The sequence below is a fragment of the Rhodococcus sp. ACPA4 genome (assembly GCF_002300185.1).
Taxonomy (GTDB): Bacteria; Actinomycetota; Actinomycetes; order Mycobacteriales; family Mycobacteriaceae; genus Rhodococcus_F; species Rhodococcus_F globerula.
On sequence record NZ_NSDY01000002.1, the window covers coordinates 766701 to 783506 of the forward strand.

A 16806-nucleotide genomic window follows, 5' to 3' on the forward strand; every position below is an offset into this window, starting at 1 on the left:
CGAAAGAATCAGCAGGGAGAAAATCTACTCGCGAATGGATGGCTACGAGACTTTGCGTTCTCCGGTCATCAACAGTCCGACCAGCGCGGCGGCCGCGAGAACCATGACAAGTGCCCCATAACCGCGCGTCGTATCCACCAAGCCCACCTTGCCGACCAGATAGCCGGCCAGCAATGCCGGAAGGCTGTTGGCCAGGTATGCGATGACGTACACGGTGGACAACAGACCCGCGCGTTCGTGGTTCTCGGCGAGCGGCATGACAGTGAGGATGGTTCCCTGGAACCCCGCTCCGAACCCGATGCCCGCAACGGCTGTACCGGCCAGAATCAGTACCGCAGAGGATGTTTCAGCGCCGACGAGTGTGACGGCCACCCCGAGCACCAGTGCTGTGGTTCCGATCAGCATCACAGTCCGGCCACCGAGTGCGCGGAAGGTGAGCACTGCGGCCGCTCCGAATCCCGTCAGCGTTGCGACCATGACGGCTCCGATGAGAGAGCTGTGAACCTCGAGTGCGTTGCGCGCCAACGCCGGTCCGAGTGAGAGGTAGAACCCGCCCAACGCCCAAACCGCGATCAGGCACGGTGCGGTCAACGCGATCATCGTTCGTGCTTGGCGGGGAACGGCAAGGGTGGGGCGTAGCGACTGCCAGGCTCCTGGCCGTCCGCCCGAGGTTTCCGGCGCGGCCCATACCCCGAGGATTTCGAGAGCGACCAGTACGAGGAGAACCAGGTAGACAGTGCTCGTTGGTCGGGGGAGGTGCTCACTGATGAGGCTCGAACCCACCGCGCCGACGGCAAGGCCGACTGTCGGAGCGACACTGTTGATGATGGACCCGCGGCCGGGAGTGCGTTCGAGGTCGATCAACGCAGAACCCAAAGCGCTGATTGCTGCGCCGGTGGCGACTCCCTGCACGACGCGGGCGATCAGCAGGATCGCCAAGCCGTCGGCCGAGGCGAACAACACGAGCGAGACTGCCTCGAGAGCGAGCGCTCCGAGCAGGACCGGACGTCGGCCGATGTGATCCGACAAGGACCCGGCGGTCAGGAGTGTGGCGAGTAGTGAGAGGGCGTAGATGCCGAAGACGAGCGTCGACGCGAGCGAGGAGAATCCCCACATCTGTTGGTAGTGCTCGTACAGGGGCGTCGGGGTCGCGGATGCGCCCAGGAACGTGGCGATGATGACGGCGATGAGTGTGAAAGCTGCTCCTCGACCGAGGCGCAGGCGTGAGGTGCTCTCGGTCGGTGATGAAACGGTCGTTGTCATTGTCGTGGCGCTCCCGTGCGGGTGGTGAAGACATAAACGCAAATACTTTGCGTTTGGGACGCTACGCTGGGCGATGTCCTAATGCAACATCTTTGCGTTAGGATTGGATTCATGAGTCCGTCCGCAGGTCCGCGCCCCGGTGGCCGCAGCGCGCGCATCCAACAGGCTGTGCACGCGTCGGCGCGCAAGTTGTTGGAACAGCGCGATCGAGCAGAGATCACGGTGCCGATGATCGCGACTGACGCGGGCGTGACCCCGTCGACCATCTATCGACGGTGGGGCGACATCAACGAAGTCTTTGCGGACGTTTCGATCGAGAGGCTGCGCCCCGATGCCGATCCGCGTGAAACGGGTTCGCTCCGAGGGGATCTGACAGTCTGGGCGCAGGAGTACCTCGAGGAGATGTCCGCGCCGGTCGGTCGTGCGTCGCTGCGAGATGTGCTCATGAGCGACGATCAAACGCACGCACCAGATGGCACCAAGAAATTCAAGTGCGCCTTCTTCTGCCGTACGCAGATCGATGTGATACTCGCGCGTTGGCCGGAAGCTGTTGCAGTGGATGGCGATTCGGTGGTAGATCATGTAGTGGCGCCGATCATCTACCGAATTCTGTTCGACCTCGAACCGGTCTCGCCGCAACGAGTTGCGGAATTGGTAGACCAGGCGCTTGCCCTCGAGGCGCGGGTCGCTACGGAGTGACGCGCGTGAGTGATTTTCGAAGAATCTGCTAACCCCAACCGAGAAGCAAGCGGCGTGCAGATTCCAGTGTTGCGCTTGCCTGTGCGGTATCGACCCGGGCCAGAACGAGCGCGCTTACGGTGCAGGAGAGAAGAATTCGGGATCGATCCGCGAGTGTGGCGGCCGTAGCGCTCGGGAATGAGGCTTGTAGCCCACGGCCGATCGCGTCGGAGAGTTCCTGCCGGTAGCTGCGAATCACAGCCGCGACTGCATCGTCGTGCGCGCCGATTCCCGCTGCTGCGTTGAGTAGCAGGCACCCGCGTCTGGGTGAATCAGGTGTCATGGTCGCGATGGCGCCGCGCAGGGAGATGAGGTAGCTGTCAACGGCGTCGGGCGTCGGATTGTCGGTCAGGCCACGCAGACGCGGGCGGATGACATGTTCGAGATACATCTGCACCGCCGAGTCGAATACGCCGCGCTTGTTTCCGAACGAGTTGTAGAGGCTCGACCGACTCAAGCCGGTTGCCGTTTCGAGGTCGGTGAGCGACGTTCCTTCGTATCCGCGAGCCCAGAACACATCCAGCGCTGCGGCAATCGCGCTGGTGGTATCGAACTCCTGTGACCGGGCCATCAAAAGCCACCCCTTTCTGTATCGTTCGGTCCAGTATATATTGGACCGAACGATACAGAATTCGCCGAAACTCAGGAGTCCACCGATGAACGTCGCCGGCTACATCTTCGCGGCACTGGCCGCAGTTGTGCACGTCTACATTTTTGTCCTCGAATCGATCCTCTGGACGGCGCCGAAGACCCGCGCCACATTCGGTGTGAAGTCGGAGGAAGAAGCGCTGACAACAAAGCCGCTGGCGTTCAACCAGGGCTTCTACAACCTTTTTCTGGCGATCGTCTCGGTGATCGGCATTGTCGTCGCAGCAACAGGTTCGGCGTCAGTGGGAATCGCGCTTGTTCTCGCGGGAACCGGGTCGATGGTTGCGGCGGGTCTTGTCCTGATCCTGTCTTCGCCGGACAAAGCGCGTGCCGCGGTCGTTCAGATGCTGTTCCCGGCTATCGCAGTGATCTTGTTGGTGATCCACCTGCTGTAAGGGTGGGACGGTCGGGATGGGTAAAAGATCCGATCCGGTTCGATAATAGGTGGTGAGAGGCTTGCCGCGTTTGTCCGAATCTGAAAAAATACCGCCGATTGGCGCGCACTTTTCCGAGAATGCTTCTATCCTGGTCTTGGGTTTGTTGCGCATCCCACACAAGAGTTTCCTACTTCAGACGAGGAGCGCCTATGAGGTTGCCGACTACTTGTTCTGTTGCTACGAAGGCTTGATCAAGCCGAGAATTGCCCCTGCCGGATGGTGCTCGAGACCCATCCGGCAGGGGCAATTTTGTGTGCCTAGCCGCCTACCCGCCGGCGAACTTTTCCGACGTGCCCAGGTCGATGGGCAACGCGATACCGGTGATTCCGCGTCCGGCAGGTCCCACCAGATAGAACACCGCGTCGGCGATCACCTCGGGATCCACCCACGGATGCGGCAGGAGATTCAGCTTCGACATGATGGGCGCGGTGTCCTCGAGAACCGGGTTTTCCAGATCTGGCCGGAATGCTCGAACCATGGGTTCGTTGTCGATCATCGTGGTGCGCACGTTGCCCGGGTGCACTGAATTGACCCGGATGTCGGCCCAGCCGAGCTCGTTGGCCAATGACTTCGCCAATCCGCGGACGGCATGTTTGGACGCCGAGTAGTGGGCGATGCCCGGCACGCCCCGCAGGCCCGCCATGGAACTGATCAGCACAATTGATCCGCCTCGGTTGCCACTCATGATGTGGGGGATTGAGACCTTTGTGGTCAACCAGACGCCGGTGACGTTGATGTCCATCAATTCACGGAATTCTTCCGGGCTCAGATCCCACGACAACTTCGCTGATGCGGCAATACCGGCATTGGCGATGACGATGTCGAGTCGGCCGAACTTCTCGACACCGGCATCGACCGCTGCTTTGAGCGCGTCATGATCACGGGTATCGGCGACGGAGGCGGAGATGCGTCGGCCCTGCGCCTCTACCAATTTGACGGTCTGAGCCAGGTCCGCCTCGGTAGCCATGTCGTATCCGGCTGTCGCGACCGGTGAGCACAGATCCACCGCGATGATGTCTGCGCCCTCGGACGCGAGGCGCACGGCGTGTGCGCGGCCCTGACCGCGGGCCGCTCCGGTGATGAATGCGACCTGTCCGTCCAATGTGCCCATGTTGATTCCCCTGCCCGTGTGACTACCTGAAACCTAGAACATGTTCATCTTGCGGGTTCTGGCGGTGCCGGGCAGGGGAACCGGAAAATTTGTTATCCGCGAAGGAGTTTCGTCAGATCTTCGAGGACGGTCGCGTCCTCGATGGTGGATGGCACTGTGTACTCCTCGTTGTCGGCGATCTGGCGCATGGTCTTGCGCAGAATCTTGCCGGAACGAGTCTTCGGTAGGGCGCCCACCACTGTTACGTCGCGGAACGTGGCGACGGCACCGATCTGATCGCGGACCCGGGCGACCAGTTCTTTGCGCAGCGTCTCTGGATCGATGTCGACGCCGGACTTGAGTACGACGTAGCCGCTGGGACGCTGTCCCTTGAGTTCGTCGTGGATGCCGATGACGGCGCATTCCGCGACTGCGGGATGGCCTGCGACAACAGCTTCCATGCTGCCGGTCGAGAGGCGATGGCCCGCAACGTTGATCACGTCGTCACTGCGGCCGAGGACGAATACGTAGTTGTCCTCGTCGATGTAGCCGGAATCGCCGGTGAGGTAGTAACCGTCGAAGGTGGAGAGATAGGACTTGACGTAGCGATCGTCGTCGCGCCACAGTCCGGCGAGTGTGCCGGGAGGCAGGGGGAGCCCGATCACGATGTTGCCCTCGGTGCCCGCCTCGACGAGTTCGCCCTTGCCGTCGACGATTTCGACGCGATAGCCGGGGCACGCGACGGTGGGGGAACCGGCCGTGATCGCCATGGGTTCGAGGCCACGAAGGTTTGCGCAGATCGCCCACCCGGTTTCGGTCTGCCACCAGTGATCGATGACCGGCCGGTCGAGAACGCGGGTCGCCCATTCGTACGTGTCGGGGTCGAGGCGCTCACCGGCGGCAAACAGGGTATCGAGCGACGAGATGTCGTACTTGGCAATCTCTTTCGCGTCGGGATCGGCTTTGCGGACAGCGCGGATTGCTGTTGGAGCGGTGAACAGCGCCGAGACCTTGTACTCGGAAATGATGCGCCAGAACGCGCCGGCATCCGGCGTTCCGACGGGCTTGCCCTCGTACATGACCGTCGTGGCTCCCGCGAGAAGCGGGCCGTAGACGATGTACGAGTGGCCGACCACCCAGCCGACGTCGGACGCGGTCCACCACACCTGGCCAGGGGAGATGTTGTAGAGATTCTTCATCGTCCAGGTCAAGGCAACAGCGTGTCCGCCGTTGTCGCGCACAACGCCCTTGGGCTTACCCGTGGTGCCCGAGGTGTAGAGGATGTAGAGCGGATCGGTAGCGGCGACAGAGACCGGAGCAGCCGGCGTCGTGTCGGAGATCAGCTCGTCCCAGTCGAACCACGCTGCGCCACTGGACTTGTAATCGGCCGCCGAACCCGGAATCTGCTCACGATTTTTCACGATGACGGTGTGCGCCGGTGTCGCGGAAAGCTGCAGAGCCTTCTCCACCATCGGCAGATACTCGATGGTGCGGCCCGGCTCGAGGCCACCAGACGCGGTCACCAGGACAACCGGGCCGGCGTCGTCGATACGAGTTGCGAGTTCCTTCGCGGCAAAACCGCCGAACACCACCGAATGCACTGCGCCGATGCGCGCACAGGCCAGCATCGCAATTGCGGCTTCGGGGATCATCGGCATGTAGATGATGACGCGATCGCCCGCCACAACACCTTGGTCGCGAAGCACACCGGCAAACAGTGACACCTGCTCGAGCAGTTCCGAGTACGTGTACGTGGCCTTGGTGGGGACCATCGCGGAGTCGAAGATCAGTGCGGTCTGATCGCCGCGGCCGTCACGGACGTGGCGATCGAGAGCATTGAAGCTCGTGTTCAGCGACGCACCCGGAAACCAGCGGTAGACGGGCGCCGCGGAATCGTCGAGAGCTGAAGTGGGAGCCACATCCCAGTCGACTGCCTGCGCAGCGTCGAGCCAGAACTTTTCCGGCTGGTCCATGCTCTCGCGGTACGCGTCGGCATAGGTGGTGTGGGACGCCGGCTGGCTCTCGCTCATCGATGTGGGTCCTTTCCTCAACTTCGGAACATCTGTGACGGGAAACACCTTAGGCCAGGTAGGGGACAGATTGGGGCTGAGGATGGCCGGGAAGGTTCCTTTGCGCTGGACGGGCTCGATTTGTCGGTCAGTGGCGGGTTTCGAGCGCGGGGTCAGGAGCCGGCGCGAGTTCTGCCTCCTCGCGTCGAATCGTGACGCGGAGTACGGCGAGCAGGAACAGTGAGAGAACAAATCCGGTGAGGGCGCCGAACTGATCTTGGGCAAACAGGAACACCTGCGTCACGAGAAGGTTGACGACGATGGAAGCCCGCAGCAGTCGCAACGCGCGTAGGTAGCGTCCGCGGAACAGGAACCACACCCCGAGAATGACCAGGATTCCGGCGGTAATACTCGACAGCAGAACCACAAGATCGGAGATGTCCTGCGCGATGATCTCCTCGTCGGTCACAAACGCGACGACGACGCTGATCACTGCGCTGAGTGCGTCCAGGACAAAGATTGCCAGCACGACGCGACGGACTATTCGATGGCCGACAAAGGCGTCGAGGCGGGCCGAGACCGAGTTGCGCCACTGTGTGATCCGCGATTCGATACCGTCGCCGGTGGGGGTGTGTGAGTGCAGACCAGCCCTGATCGACCCGGCCAAGTCGGCAAGCGTGGGGTCGCGGACTCCGTCGAGAACGCGCAGTGCATGGTTGTAATGAACGGTATCCAGTTGTCCGAGAGAAAGATCCGACAGTGCTCGGGCGCCGATGGACAGTCGATGGCGGTCGTTCATGCCGCGCCGGATCACCACTTCACGCGCTACCAGGTAGAACAGAACAAAGACGACGTACATGATGGCAATGGCGGGTTGGTAGAAGTAGTTGACGTCGGACGTGACGAACTTGCCGATCTCGTCGATGAACAACCCGAATCCGATGCCGCCGATCAGCGATGCGCGGTCGCGGATTCGACTGCCTTCCGTGATGGCTGTCATGACGATCGCGACCGCCATCAGTAGTCCGCCCCACAGAACATGCGCGATATGCAGTGCACCGCCGCCGATCTGGGGATATCCCATGGCAGCGAGGTAGGCACGGGTGATGAGCACCGTGGCAATCGAGGCGAAGAGGAACACTTCGAAGCGCGCCAGCGCGGCGCGGTCGTAGCTGTGCGTCAGTACGCTCGGATCGGTCGCCTTCGGATTCACCGGGGTACCCCCAAATTACGATAGCGAGAGATCCGCGCAGAAGTTCTGTCGACGGTGGATTCAGTTGCCAGCAAGGCGAGTTCGTGCGAGATTGCCGCCCCGACGCGTTTGGAGAACTCGACGGGTTCGTCTGCCGCATCGGGCCGTTCGGGGATGATGGCGTCGACGATGCCGTCACGTAGAAGGTCCGACGATCGAATTCCCTGGGCCGCGGCCATCTGCGGAGCGTGGGTGATGTCGCGATGCACGATCGCACTGGCGCCTTCGGGTGGCAGTGGGGCGAGCCAACCGTTCTGTGCGGCCAACACCCGATCGGCCGGCAGAAGCGCCAATGCGCCGCCGCCAGTGCCCTGACCGAGAAGCACCGAAACCGTGGGCGTCTTCAGCATCACGAGATCTGCTATGCAGCGGGCGATTTCGGGAGCCAGTCCGCGTTCTTCAGCCTCCTTGGACAGCGATGCTCCGAGCGTGTCGATCACGAGAACCAAGGGAAGTTGTAGTTCTTCCGCCAGTTTCATGCCGCGTCTCGCCTCACGCAGCGCCGCAGGCCCCATGGTGTTCTGGGTTGACTGCCCACTGCGATCCTGCCCGAGCAGGATGCAGGGGTAACCTCGGAACCTGGCGAGCGAGAGCAGGATCGTCTTGTCGGTCTCACCTTGGCCCGTGCCACTGAGCGGTACCTGTTCGGTGGCAGCATGGCGCAGTAGTTGCCGGATACCCGGACGGTCTGCGCGGCGGGACAGCATCACCGACTGCCAGGCCGGAACGTCGGGGATCTCGGGAACATCTGCGGATTCGGGTGCTGACGGCGCCGGGGGATCGCTGAGAACACACAGTGCCCGATTGACCAGCAGGCGAAGACGTTCGACGGGCACCACACCGTCGATGACGCCGTTGCGGTACAAGTTTTCCGACGTTTGAATGCCCTCGGGGAACTTTTCGCCGTACAGCGACTCGTAGACACGTGGTCCGAGAAAGCCCACCAGTGCGCCGGGTTCGGCAATGGTGATGTGACCAAGCGATCCCCAAGAGGCAAATACGCCACCGGTGGTGGGGTTGCGCAGGTAAACCAGATACGGCAGATGTGCCCCCTTGTGGAGTGCAACAGCCGCAGCGATCTTGACCATCTGCACGAAGGCAACGGTGCCCTCCTGCATCCTGGTTCCGCCGGACGTGGGGGAGGCCAGGAGCGGAAGTTGTTCTGCCGTGGCACGTTCGACGGCCGCCGTGATTCGTTCCGCTGCGGCGACACCGATCGAGCCCGCGAGAAAGCTGAAATCGCAGGCGATTACCGCGACCCGACGCCCACGAACGGTGCCGACGCCGGTATTTACCGACTCGTCGGCACCGCTCTTTTCCCGAGCTTTGGCAAGGTCTGCGGCGTACTCCGGGCCGGGATGGACGTCGAGCGGCGCCACGTCCCAGGAGGCGAAGCTCCCTGGATCGAGTACCTGCGCCAGTAATTCCTCGGCCGAGATTCGCACAACACCCTCCGTATCAGGTAAGCACCTTCGCTGCGGACGAACCTACGGGGCGAAGTGCGTGAGTGTGAAACCGGATCAGCGGCCGAAGGCTTCCTTCCACGAGACGACCTTGCCGATGCGAAGGATGGAGCGCTGGTAGATCTTTGCCGCGATCATCGAGAAGATGACGGTCACAGTCACCATCAGCACGATGGTGCCCACGATCTGGAATGGCGTTGCCACACCCGCAGCGATCCGTAGCGGCATGAGGATGGCGGAGAACGGCGGAATCCAACTGAGAACGTTGCTCAGAGTTCCGTCCGGATTTCCGACGGTGGAGAACGCGATACCGAACATCGCCACGATGAGTATCACCAGTGGTGCGGCTGTGGCATTGACATCTTCCTGCCGCGACACCATGGAACCCGCGGCGGCATAGAGAACGGCAAAGAATGCGAACCCGAGAATGAACCAGCCGATGGTGCCGATCAGCACGCCGATCGCGGTTCCGGTCACAGTCAGAAGCCCGGTTGCCAGGCCCGTGCCAACTCCGGCTATCGCGTACGCGGCCAGCTGGAGTAGTCCCACCGCACCGATTCCGAGTACCTTGCCCCACAACAACTGCAACGGCCGAAGCGTCGAAAGTAGCAGTTCGACAACACGACTCGACTTTTCCTCCACGACACCCATTGCCACGTAGGTGCCGAACAACATGATCTGCATGTACAGCAGCGCCACCGCTGCAACGGACAGCGCGATGCGCTGACCCTGCTCGGGGTCTGGCGGATCGAGAGTATCGACGGTGACCGTGGCGGCTGCCGTGGCGTTGGCAAGCTGCGCCGGATCGACTCCCGCCTCGGTCAGCGCGGTCGATTGCGCTTGCTGGGCAACGGAACTCTCGACTACCACTCGCAGGTTGGTGTCGATTTCCTTGTTCGTGACGACGGTGACGCTACCGCCGTCGCCCGGTACGACTGCGAGGTCGAGGTTTCCGTCCTTCACGTCGGTGCGGGCTGCTTGCTCGTCGCTGTACTCCTTCACCTTGACCGGAGTTCCGATCGCGTCGCCGGTGGTGACAAGAGTCTGCGAGAGCGACTGATCGCCCACCACACCGATCGTGGACTTGCTGTCGTCACCGCCGGAGAACAGCGAGATGCCGATGATGCCACCGACAATCGCGATCAGAATGATGATGTTGCTGATCAGGAAACTCTTTTTGGCTATCTGCGTGGTGAATTCGCGCCGCGCGACCAACCCCACAGCGCGGGCCCCACTCAACTGTGTACTCACGCTGCAACCACCTCGCGGAACAGATCGGTCAACGACGGGCGTCGACGGGTGAATTCGTGAACCGGGCCCGTTTTCAGAGCAGCGTGCAGGATCTGCTGATCGTCAGCGGTGGCGTCGACGCTCAGGAGCGTCCGTCCACCGCCGTGGCTGATTGCCGAGACGCCGATGAGGTGATCGGCCCAGCCGGCGGGAGCGTCGGGCGCATGCACTTCGAGCTGGGCATTTCCCTTACCGCGCAACTCGTTCACTGTTCCGATCTCGCGCATACTGCCCCGGCTGATGATGCCCACACGATCACACAGGCGCTCCACCAGTTCGAGTTGGTGGCTGGAGAATATGACGGGCACGCCCGTGCGCGCCTTTTCGACCAGGACTTCACTCATGACGTCGACAGCTACCGGGTCCAAACCCGAAAAGGGTTCGTCCAGCACCAGTACCGCGGGATCGTGAACCAGTGCGGCGGCGAGTTGCACACGTTGCTGATTGCCCAGCGACAACGAGTCGACGGTGTCCTTGACTCGACCGGCGATGTCCAAGCGTTCCGTCCAGCGCTCTGTCGCCGCCCGTGCGTCAGCCTTGGACAGGCCGTGTAATTCTGCGAGGTAGGACAATTGGGTGCCCACCTTCATTTTCGGATACAGCCCACGTTCTTCCGGCATGTACCCGATGGTGCGGCGCACATCGAGGTCGACAGGTTTGCCGCCGAGCCGGACCTCCCCGGAGTCGGCCGCAAGCACACCGAGGGCGATGCGCATGGTCGTCGTCTTTCCGGCGCCGTTACTGCCGACAAACCCGAAGATCTCCCCTGGATGCACCTCGAAGCTGAGGTTGTCGAGCGCAACGACGTCGCCGTAGCGTTTCGAAATGCCGTCGATCGTGAGGGTGGCTGGCATGGTTCCTTCCCATCGGTCGAAATGTTCTACTGCGGTCAGTCTGTGTCGCCAGGTTCCGGATCGGGTTGCGTCCAGGCAATGATCATCGCCGGTGTACATGCGCCGATCAGCATCGCGGTGATTGCCATCCCACCTCCCGAGTACGCCAGTCTCTCTACATTCCACCCCACTGTCGAGGTGAAAATCAGGAATATCGCGACAATGAAGACCAACGTTTGGGTTACGGTCAGCGCGATCGAGCGGGCACTGTTGCGCTGCTGGATCTCCCATTCGTCCAGCGCATCACGTGGCGCGTCGCCCTGACGCCCTGAGACCACTTGTACAGATGTCCACAGGGGCAGAAATACGAAGGTAAGCGGCACCCAGAGCAAGGGCGCCACGGTGGTGTTGAAAAGAAATGCGACTGCCAAGACGATCATCGCGGTGAATACGACGCCGAGCGCGGTCACGAGCACCCGTCGGCGCCGACGGGTTCGCCACTTCGGCAACCAATGCCGGAAAGTTTCCTCTTGCTGCAGGAACTGTCTGGTGCGGCGCGCCTGGTAGCGGTCGATCAGATTTAGTTCAATCAGATTCGTTTGGGACACTGGTCTTTTCGCTCCCTTCGGTGATCCGGCCCGGTCGGTAGACCTCGGTGGACAGGGGGCCGAACTCCGCGCGGGAGAACACCGCTTCCACCGGGAGGTCGAACACGTCGCAGATGCGGAACGCGAGATCCAGGCTGGGGTAGTGGTCGCCGCGCTCGAGCGCGCCGACGGTCTGGGGATTTACATCGACAAGGTGTGCCAACTGCGCCCGAGTCATCTTTCGCTCGGCACGAAGTACACCGATGCGATTGAAGATGGGGAGCGAGGCTCCCCGCCGGACTGGGCTCATGCATCAAAGTGTTGTAAAAACCCAACGTTTTGTCAAGGATTCTGCATTCAGAAGTCATGCCGGCATGTGTCGATCGGATTAGGGTTTGCGATATGGCTACGGATGAATTGGTGCTCGAGAAGTCACATGTTGTGATTCAGGTGCGCGAGGACGGCAGCTACAGCGTGGGGTCGCAAGGCCGGGGCGAGGTCTGGCACGCGCCGATGGAAAAAGGTGCCGTCGTCGGCATCGGGCAGCACACGCCCGGCGACGTCGAGGGTGAATCGTGGTGGGTGGTGTACGGGCAATCCGATCCGCAGGCCGACGTGACGGTTCGCCTCGAGGACGGTTCCCACGTTCCGGTACTGCGTATCGGCGACATCTTCGTTTGTGAATGGGTGAGTGTGCCGCAGCGGGCGTTGCTATATCGATCGGATCGTCCGGTGGAGTCTCAGCTGACCAACTTGTCGGTGCTCTTTGCCCGTCCGCGGTTCATGCCCAACGCGCCGTTCCCGGAGAACGATCGCCTGTAGAGATTGTTACGGTACGTACTGTACCGTTTAGAAGATGACGTCCTGGCCCGCAGAACTTCCCGTTGTTCAACTGCGCATTGCGCGCCCTACCGATCGGCTTGCCGAGGTAACTGCCTTCTATCGCGATTGTGTGGGCTTTGCCGAGTTGTATCGATTTGCCGGGCATGCGGGATACGACGGCATCATGCTGGGGCTGCCTGATGCGAGTTATCACCTCGAATTCACTACTCACGAGGATGGCAGTCCATGTCCGGCGCCCACCCGCGACAATCTTCTGGTTCTGTATTTCACCGGCGAGTCTGCGATGTACGAGGTGGTGCAGCGGTTGGGTGAGGCCGGGCATGAACCGGTCGAGTCCGAGAATCCGTACTGGATCGAGAACGGCGGCATGACCTTCGAGGATCCCGACGGATGGCGCCTGGTCCTCATGCCGCGGCCGGTGCTCTAAATGGTGCGCACGCGTGACGACCGTATCGACGACGCCGTCATTACCGCAGCTTTGGAGTTGTTGGCAGAGAAGGGTTATGCCGAGCTGTCGATCGGATCCGTCGCATCGAGAGCCGGTATTCACAGGCCCGCGATTTACCGGCGATGGCCGTCCAAGCGGCATCTGGTTGTCGATGTTGTTGTCGGACAGATCGGTATCCATCCGACGCCGGATACCGGCGATCTTCGCGCCGATCTGATCGCCGGCATCACGACTGTGGTTGTGGGACTGCGGGACACCGTTGTCGGCTACGTGCTTCCAGCGCTGGTTGCGGACCTGGCGGCAGACCCGGAACTGGCCAGCACTTTCCGTGAGTCCTTCTTCGAGCCGCGACGCAATTCCACTGCGGCAGTGCTGGAATCGGCGCGCGCTCGGGGCGAGATTCGTGAGGACTTCGACCTGGGTTTTGTGCTCGACGCACTCGCAGCACCAGTCTATTACCGGGCGCTGTTCCGGCATCTACCCCTGGACGTGCACCTTGCGGAGCAGGCGGTCGATACGGTCCTGCTCACATTGGCACCGCGCGAAGAATCGTGATTTCTTTTTCGGCTCAGTTCAATTCGAGCGGATCTGGACCGACACGAGTGTCCGTGTTCAGCGCGTCGATTGCTGCCGACTGATCGGCGCTCAGAGCAAAGTCGAAGATATCGGCGTTGTCGCGCATGCGCTGCGGTGTCACTGTCTTCGACAGTACGGTGTGGCCCTGTTCGATGTGCCAGCGCAAAATGACCTGCGCCGGCGATTTGCCCAGTGCCGCAGCGATGTCGACGATCGTCGGATCATCGAGGATGGTGCCCTGGCCGAGCGGGCTCCACGCCTCGATCTCGATACCGCGGTCTTGTGCATCTTTCCGCGATGTGTGCTGTGCCAGCCTGGGGTGCAGCTCGATCTGGTTGACGGCGGGTGTGATCGAACTGCGCTCTGCCAGTAGATCGAGGTGCTCGGGGAGGAAGTTGGAGACGCCGATTGCTCGGGTACGTCCGGACGCGAGGATTTCCTCGAACGCCGCCCAGGTCTGCGCGATCAGGCCCTTGCCCGGCGCCGGCCAGTGGATCAGGTACAGGTCGACGTAGTCCAGGCCGAGCTTGCTCAAACTGGTGTCGAACGCTGCCAGCGTGCGGTCGCGGCCCTGATCGTCGTTCCACAACTTGGTGGTGACAAACAGTTCTTGTCGGGGGATGTCGGAGCCTGCAATTGCGCGGCCGACGCCGGCTTCGTTTCCGTAGATCGACGCGGTGTCGATGTGGCGATATCCCAGGTCGAGGGCGGTAGCGGTGACATCCTCGGTCTGCTCGTCCGGAACTTGGAACACGCCGTATCCGAGTTGCGGAATGGTGATCGGTTCGCCGGTGGTTCCGTGGGTCAGTGTGCGGTCGGGTATCGACAACATCGTGGGTGCCTTTCGAGACTCGAGGTGCAGTGACGGCCTTCTGGGCCGCAGCGACCTATGCCGCGCATGCAACTATTGCGTGCGCCGGATAAATAGTTGCACACGCGTGTTGTCTGCGCAAGCGCGGGACTGCTACTCCTCGAAAAGTTGCCCGTCGTCCATACGCCACTTCCGGGTGCTGCGAGTGGAACTGAGCATCCGGCGATCGTGAGTGACAAGAAGCAACGTGCCCTCGAAGGATTCCATTGCCTGCTCGAGCTGCTCGATCGCCGGCAGGTCGAGGTGGTTGGTGGGCTCGTCGAGCACGAGCAGGTTGACCCCGCGGGCCTGGAGCAAAGCCAGTGCCGCCCTGGTTCTTTCGCCGGGGGAGAGGGACGCTGCCGACCGCAGCACGTGATGCCCGCGTAGACCGAATTTGGCGAGGAGAGTACGGACGTCGGCGTCGGGCCACTCCGGAACCTGGGCACCGAAAGCCTCGACCACCGGCTGATCACCCTCGAACAGCCCTCTGGCCTGATCGATTTCGCCGATAGCGACACCGGATCCGAGGGAAGCGATTCCCTCGTCGGGAGTGAGTTTGCCGAGCAGGACATTCAACAGGGTGGTCTTACCGGCGCCGTTGGCGCCGGTGATGAGAATGCGGTCACCCCAATCGATTTGCGTCGTGACGGGTCCGAAGGTGAACTGGCCGCGGGTTACCTTGGCGCCGTTGGTGGTTGCGACCACAGATCCGGATCGGGGAGCGGCCGCGATTTCCATGCGCAACTCCCATTCCTTGCGAGGCTCCTCCACCACGTCGAGGCGCTCGATGCGGCGCTGAGTCTGACGGGCTTTGGCCGCTTGCTTTTCTGTCGACTCGGTACGCAATCCGCGGCCGATCTTGTCGTTGTCCTTGGCCTTACGGCGCGCATTGCGTACGCCGTGTTCCATCCAGTTGCGCTGCATCTGGGCGCGATCTTCGAGTTCGGACCTGGTGCCCGCATATTCTTCGAACGCCTCGCGGGCGTGCTGGCGGGCAATCTCACGCTCAGCAAGGTACGACTCGTACCCGCCGTCGTAGACGGCGATATTCTGTTGTGCCAGATCAAGTTCCACGATTCCGGTGACCGTGCGCGAAAGGAACTCGCGGTCGTGGCTCACCACAACAAGGGCCGCTCGCGTTTCTGCGACAAAGCGTTCGAGTTGCTCGAGGCCACGCAGATCGAGATCGTTGGTGGGCTCGTCGAGCAGCAGGATGTCGTAGCGAGAAAGCAGCAGCGACGCGAGGCCGGCGCGAGCCGCCTGACCACCGGACAGCGCCGTCATGTGTGCATCGAGGGGAACTCCGAGGCCCAGTTCGTCGACAACTTTTTCCGCGCGTTCCACCAGGTCTGCGCCGCCGAGTGTGAGCCAGCGCTCGAGCGCCGGCGAGTACAGGTCTTCCGCGGAATCCGCGAGGGTTTCCGCAGCGGCGTTCATGACGTCTTCGGCGTGCGTGACTCCGGTGCGTCGGCCCAAGAATTCGAGAACGGTCTCACCTGCGATGCGGTCGGGTTCCTGCGCCAGGTAGCCAACAGCGGCGTCGGGTGGGCTGAGGGTGATCGACCCCTCCACATCAGCGGTTCCGGTTCCGGCCAGCGCTGTCAGGAGCGTCGACTTGCCCGCGCCGTTGGCGCCGACAAGTCCGATGACGTCGCCGGGGGCGACGGTGAGATCGAGATCGGAGAACAGGGTGCGTTCTCCCCGGGAAGCTGAGAGTCCGCTGATGCGCAGTGTTGCAGTCACAGGTGAAGTATCCCCTGTGCTGTGCGCCTTTCTTAACCGCGGGCGGTGAAGAAAGGCGCACAGCGTCAGCGTCGCACCAGGTGATACCAGCACGGATGGGCCGCACGGGCAGGCAACGGCGCATCGGCCATATCGGCCGGATCACTCGACACCATGGTCCAGCCGTCGAAAGCTCGGGCGACGTCGTCCTTCGACACGCCATGCGGCATCGGCCATCGATGGCCTGGACTGAAGGCGAACATGATCAACGACGCTTCCGGTGCTGTGACGGCATTGACGGACTCCGCGTATTCACCGCGCTCGTGATCGTTCAGGCCGTGGAAGCATCCGATGTCCAGGACCAGCATGTGACCCGGGTCGACTGCAATGTGCAGATCGGTTGCGTCCTCATGCAGGAACCGAATGTTCGAGTGGGCCTCGCGGGCCCGGATCCGTGCTTTGTCCAGAGCTTCCTGCTCGTTGTCGACTCCGGTGACCTGCCAGCCACGCTTTGCCATGTCGATGGAGTGCTTTCCGGTTCCGCATCCGATGTCGAGGGCGCGCCCGTTGTCGGGGACGGGGATAAAGTCGAGTAGAGCGGACAGTTGGGTGTCAAAACCTCGCCGGGTGTGCTCCCACGGAGTCACTCCCACTTTGTAGGCGAGATGGTAGGGAAGATTCATCGCCGTCCCTTTCCCTCGAGGAGATTTCAAGGCGTGTCTTCCAAGGTAGACGGGGTTTTAGGGCAGGACAA

At 62.0% G+C, this 16806-nt stretch carries 18 protein-coding genes; 5 read left to right on the forward strand and 13 right to left on the reverse strand.

The genetic code is table 11. The annotated features are described in order from the left end of the window. Positions 1–42: 42 nt before the first annotated feature. Positions 43–1263, reverse strand: a complete 1221-nt coding sequence (locus tag CJ178_RS26820; protein WP_095888390.1) for an MFS transporter — start codon at positions 1261–1263, stop codon at positions 43–45. A gap of 111 nt (positions 1264–1374) precedes the next feature. Here CJ178_RS26820 and CJ178_RS26825 point away from each other — a divergent pair, with 111 nt between their 5' ends. Continuing rightward, complete coding sequence (locus tag CJ178_RS26825; protein ID WP_095888391.1) at positions 1375–1962, forward strand: TetR/AcrR family transcriptional regulator; 588 nt, start codon at positions 1375–1377, stop codon at positions 1960–1962. Between the two features lie 28 nt (positions 1963–1990). On the opposite strand, the gene CJ178_RS26830 is transcribed toward CJ178_RS26825, so the two are convergent. Then, entirely contained in the window at positions 1991–2572 is a 582-nt protein-coding gene (locus CJ178_RS26830) for a TetR/AcrR family transcriptional regulator (RefSeq protein WP_095888392.1), read from the reverse strand. An 85-nt stretch (positions 2573–2657) separates the two neighbouring features. Between CJ178_RS26830 and CJ178_RS26835 the strand changes: the two genes are divergently transcribed. Continuing rightward, positions 2658–3044: a DUF1304 domain-containing protein gene (locus CJ178_RS26835; protein ID WP_033234126.1), complete on the forward strand. Its 387-nt coding sequence runs from the start codon at positions 2658–2660 to the stop codon at positions 3042–3044. A 307-nt stretch (positions 3045–3351) separates the two neighbouring features. On the opposite strand, the gene CJ178_RS26840 is transcribed toward CJ178_RS26835, so the two are convergent. The 8 genes from CJ178_RS26840 to CJ178_RS26875 form a co-directional block, all read right to left on the reverse strand. Further along, positions 3352–4197: a mycofactocin-coupled SDR family oxidoreductase gene (locus CJ178_RS26840; protein ID WP_092806641.1), complete on the reverse strand. Its 846-nt coding sequence runs from the start codon at positions 4195–4197 to the stop codon at positions 3352–3354. Positions 4198–4289: 92 nt separating this feature from the next. Further along, positions 4290–6206 carry a propionyl-CoA synthetase gene (locus CJ178_RS26845; RefSeq protein ID WP_095888393.1) on the reverse strand — a complete coding sequence of 639 codons (1917 nt, stop codon included), beginning with the start codon at positions 6204–6206 and terminating at the stop codon, positions 4290–4292. Positions 6207–6333: 127 nt separating this feature from the next. After that, positions 6334–7398: a hypothetical protein gene (locus CJ178_RS26850; protein WP_095888394.1), complete on the reverse strand. Its 1065-nt coding sequence runs from the start codon at positions 7396–7398 to the stop codon at positions 6334–6336. Beyond that, positions 7395–8882, reverse strand: a complete 1488-nt coding sequence (locus CJ178_RS26855) for an acetyl-coenzyme A carboxylase carboxyl transferase subunits beta/alpha (RefSeq protein ID WP_095888395.1) — start codon at positions 8880–8882, stop codon at positions 7395–7397. Before CJ178_RS26855 ends, CJ178_RS26850 begins: the two co-directional genes overlap by 4 nt. 75 nt (positions 8883–8957) lie before the next feature. Continuing rightward, positions 8958–10151, reverse strand: a complete 1194-nt coding sequence (locus CJ178_RS26860; protein WP_095888396.1) for an ABC transporter permease — start codon at positions 10149–10151, stop codon at positions 8958–8960. Further along, positions 10148–11044 (reverse strand): ABC transporter ATP-binding protein, encoded by an 897-nt coding sequence (locus tag CJ178_RS26865; RefSeq protein ID WP_033234131.1) that lies wholly within the window; start codon positions 11042–11044, stop codon positions 10148–10150. The genes CJ178_RS26860 and CJ178_RS26865 overlap by 4 nt, the downstream gene beginning before the upstream one ends. Positions 11045–11079: 35 nt before the next feature. Beyond that, a complete protein-coding gene (locus tag CJ178_RS26870; protein WP_095888705.1) occupies positions 11080–11616 on the reverse strand; it encodes a hypothetical protein in 537 nt (178 codons plus the stop codon). Continuing rightward, positions 11609–11920, reverse strand: a complete 312-nt coding sequence (locus tag CJ178_RS26875; RefSeq protein WP_033234132.1) for a helix-turn-helix transcriptional regulator — start codon at positions 11918–11920, stop codon at positions 11609–11611. Before CJ178_RS26875 ends, CJ178_RS26870 begins: the two co-directional genes overlap by 8 nt. 92 nt (positions 11921–12012) lie before the next feature. Here CJ178_RS26875 and CJ178_RS26880 point away from each other — a divergent pair, with 92 nt between their 5' ends. Genes CJ178_RS26880 through CJ178_RS26890 form a run of 3 tightly spaced genes read left to right on the forward strand, consistent with a single transcriptional unit; the run spans position 12013 to position 13456 of the window. After that, positions 12013–12432 carry a hypothetical protein gene (locus tag CJ178_RS26880; protein ID WP_095888397.1) on the forward strand — a complete coding sequence of 140 codons (420 nt, stop codon included), beginning with the start codon at positions 12013–12015 and terminating at the stop codon, positions 12430–12432. 34 nt (positions 12433–12466) lie between these two features. After that, complete coding sequence (locus tag CJ178_RS26885; RefSeq protein ID WP_092806655.1) at positions 12467–12880, forward strand: VOC family protein; 414 nt, start codon at positions 12467–12469, stop codon at positions 12878–12880. Beyond that, complete coding sequence (locus CJ178_RS26890; protein WP_095888398.1) at positions 12881–13456, forward strand: TetR/AcrR family transcriptional regulator; 576 nt, start codon at positions 12881–12883, stop codon at positions 13454–13456. Between the two features lie 13 nt (positions 13457–13469). On the opposite strand, the gene CJ178_RS26895 is transcribed toward CJ178_RS26890, so the two are convergent. The 3 genes from CJ178_RS26895 to CJ178_RS26905 all read right to left on the reverse strand — a co-directional run bounded on the left by CJ178_RS26895 (position 13470) and on the right by CJ178_RS26905 (position 16735). After that, positions 13470–14309 (reverse strand): aldo/keto reductase, encoded by an 840-nt coding sequence (locus CJ178_RS26895; RefSeq protein WP_033234136.1) that lies wholly within the window; start codon positions 14307–14309, stop codon positions 13470–13472. Positions 14310–14441: 132 nt separating this feature from the next. Then, positions 14442–16073: an ABC-F family ATP-binding cassette domain-containing protein gene (locus CJ178_RS26900; protein ID WP_033234137.1), complete on the reverse strand. Its 1632-nt coding sequence runs from the start codon at positions 16071–16073 to the stop codon at positions 14442–14444. Positions 16074–16138: 65 nt separating this feature from the next. After that, entirely contained in the window at positions 16139–16735 is a 597-nt protein-coding gene (locus tag CJ178_RS26905) for a class I SAM-dependent methyltransferase (RefSeq protein ID WP_033234138.1), read from the reverse strand. Positions 16736–16806: the final 71 nt, after the last annotated feature.

Coding starts and splice junctions, on each gene's coding strand:
- CJ178_RS26875 (WP_033234132.1), bottom strand. CDS start 11,920: ATGAGCCCAGTCCGGCGGGGAGCCTCGCTCCCCATCTTCAATCGCATC.
- CJ178_RS26890 (WP_095888398.1), top strand. CDS start 12,881: ATGGTGCGCACGCGTGACGACCGTATCGACGACGCCGTCATTACCGCA.
- CJ178_RS26905 (WP_033234138.1), bottom strand. CDS start 16,735: ATGAATCTTCCCTACCATCTCGCCTACAAAGTGGGAGTGACTCCGTGG.
- CJ178_RS26840 (WP_092806641.1), bottom strand. CDS start 4,197: ATGGGCACATTGGACGGACAGGTCGCATTCATCACCGGAGCGGCCCGC.
- CJ178_RS26845 (WP_095888393.1), bottom strand. CDS start 6,206: ATGAGCGAGAGCCAGCCGGCGTCCCACACCACCTATGCCGACGCGTAC.
- CJ178_RS26820 (WP_095888390.1), bottom strand. CDS start 1,263: ATGACAACGACCGTTTCATCACCGACCGAGAGCACCTCACGCCTGCGC.
- CJ178_RS26830 (WP_095888392.1), bottom strand. CDS start 2,572: ATGGCCCGGTCACAGGAGTTCGATACCACCAGCGCGATTGCCGCAGCG.
- CJ178_RS26895 (WP_033234136.1), bottom strand. CDS start 14,309: ATGTTGTCGATACCCGACCGCACACTGACCCACGGAACCACCGGCGAA.
- CJ178_RS26865 (WP_033234131.1), bottom strand. CDS start 11,044: ATGCCAGCCACCCTCACGATCGACGGCATTTCGAAACGCTACGGCGAC.
- CJ178_RS26835 (WP_033234126.1), top strand. CDS start 2,658: ATGAACGTCGCCGGCTACATCTTCGCGGCACTGGCCGCAGTTGTGCAC.
- CJ178_RS26885 (WP_092806655.1), top strand. CDS start 12,467: ATGACGTCCTGGCCCGCAGAACTTCCCGTTGTTCAACTGCGCATTGCG.
- CJ178_RS26880 (WP_095888397.1), top strand. CDS start 12,013: ATGGCTACGGATGAATTGGTGCTCGAGAAGTCACATGTTGTGATTCAG.
- CJ178_RS26825 (WP_095888391.1), top strand. CDS start 1,375: ATGAGTCCGTCCGCAGGTCCGCGCCCCGGTGGCCGCAGCGCGCGCATC.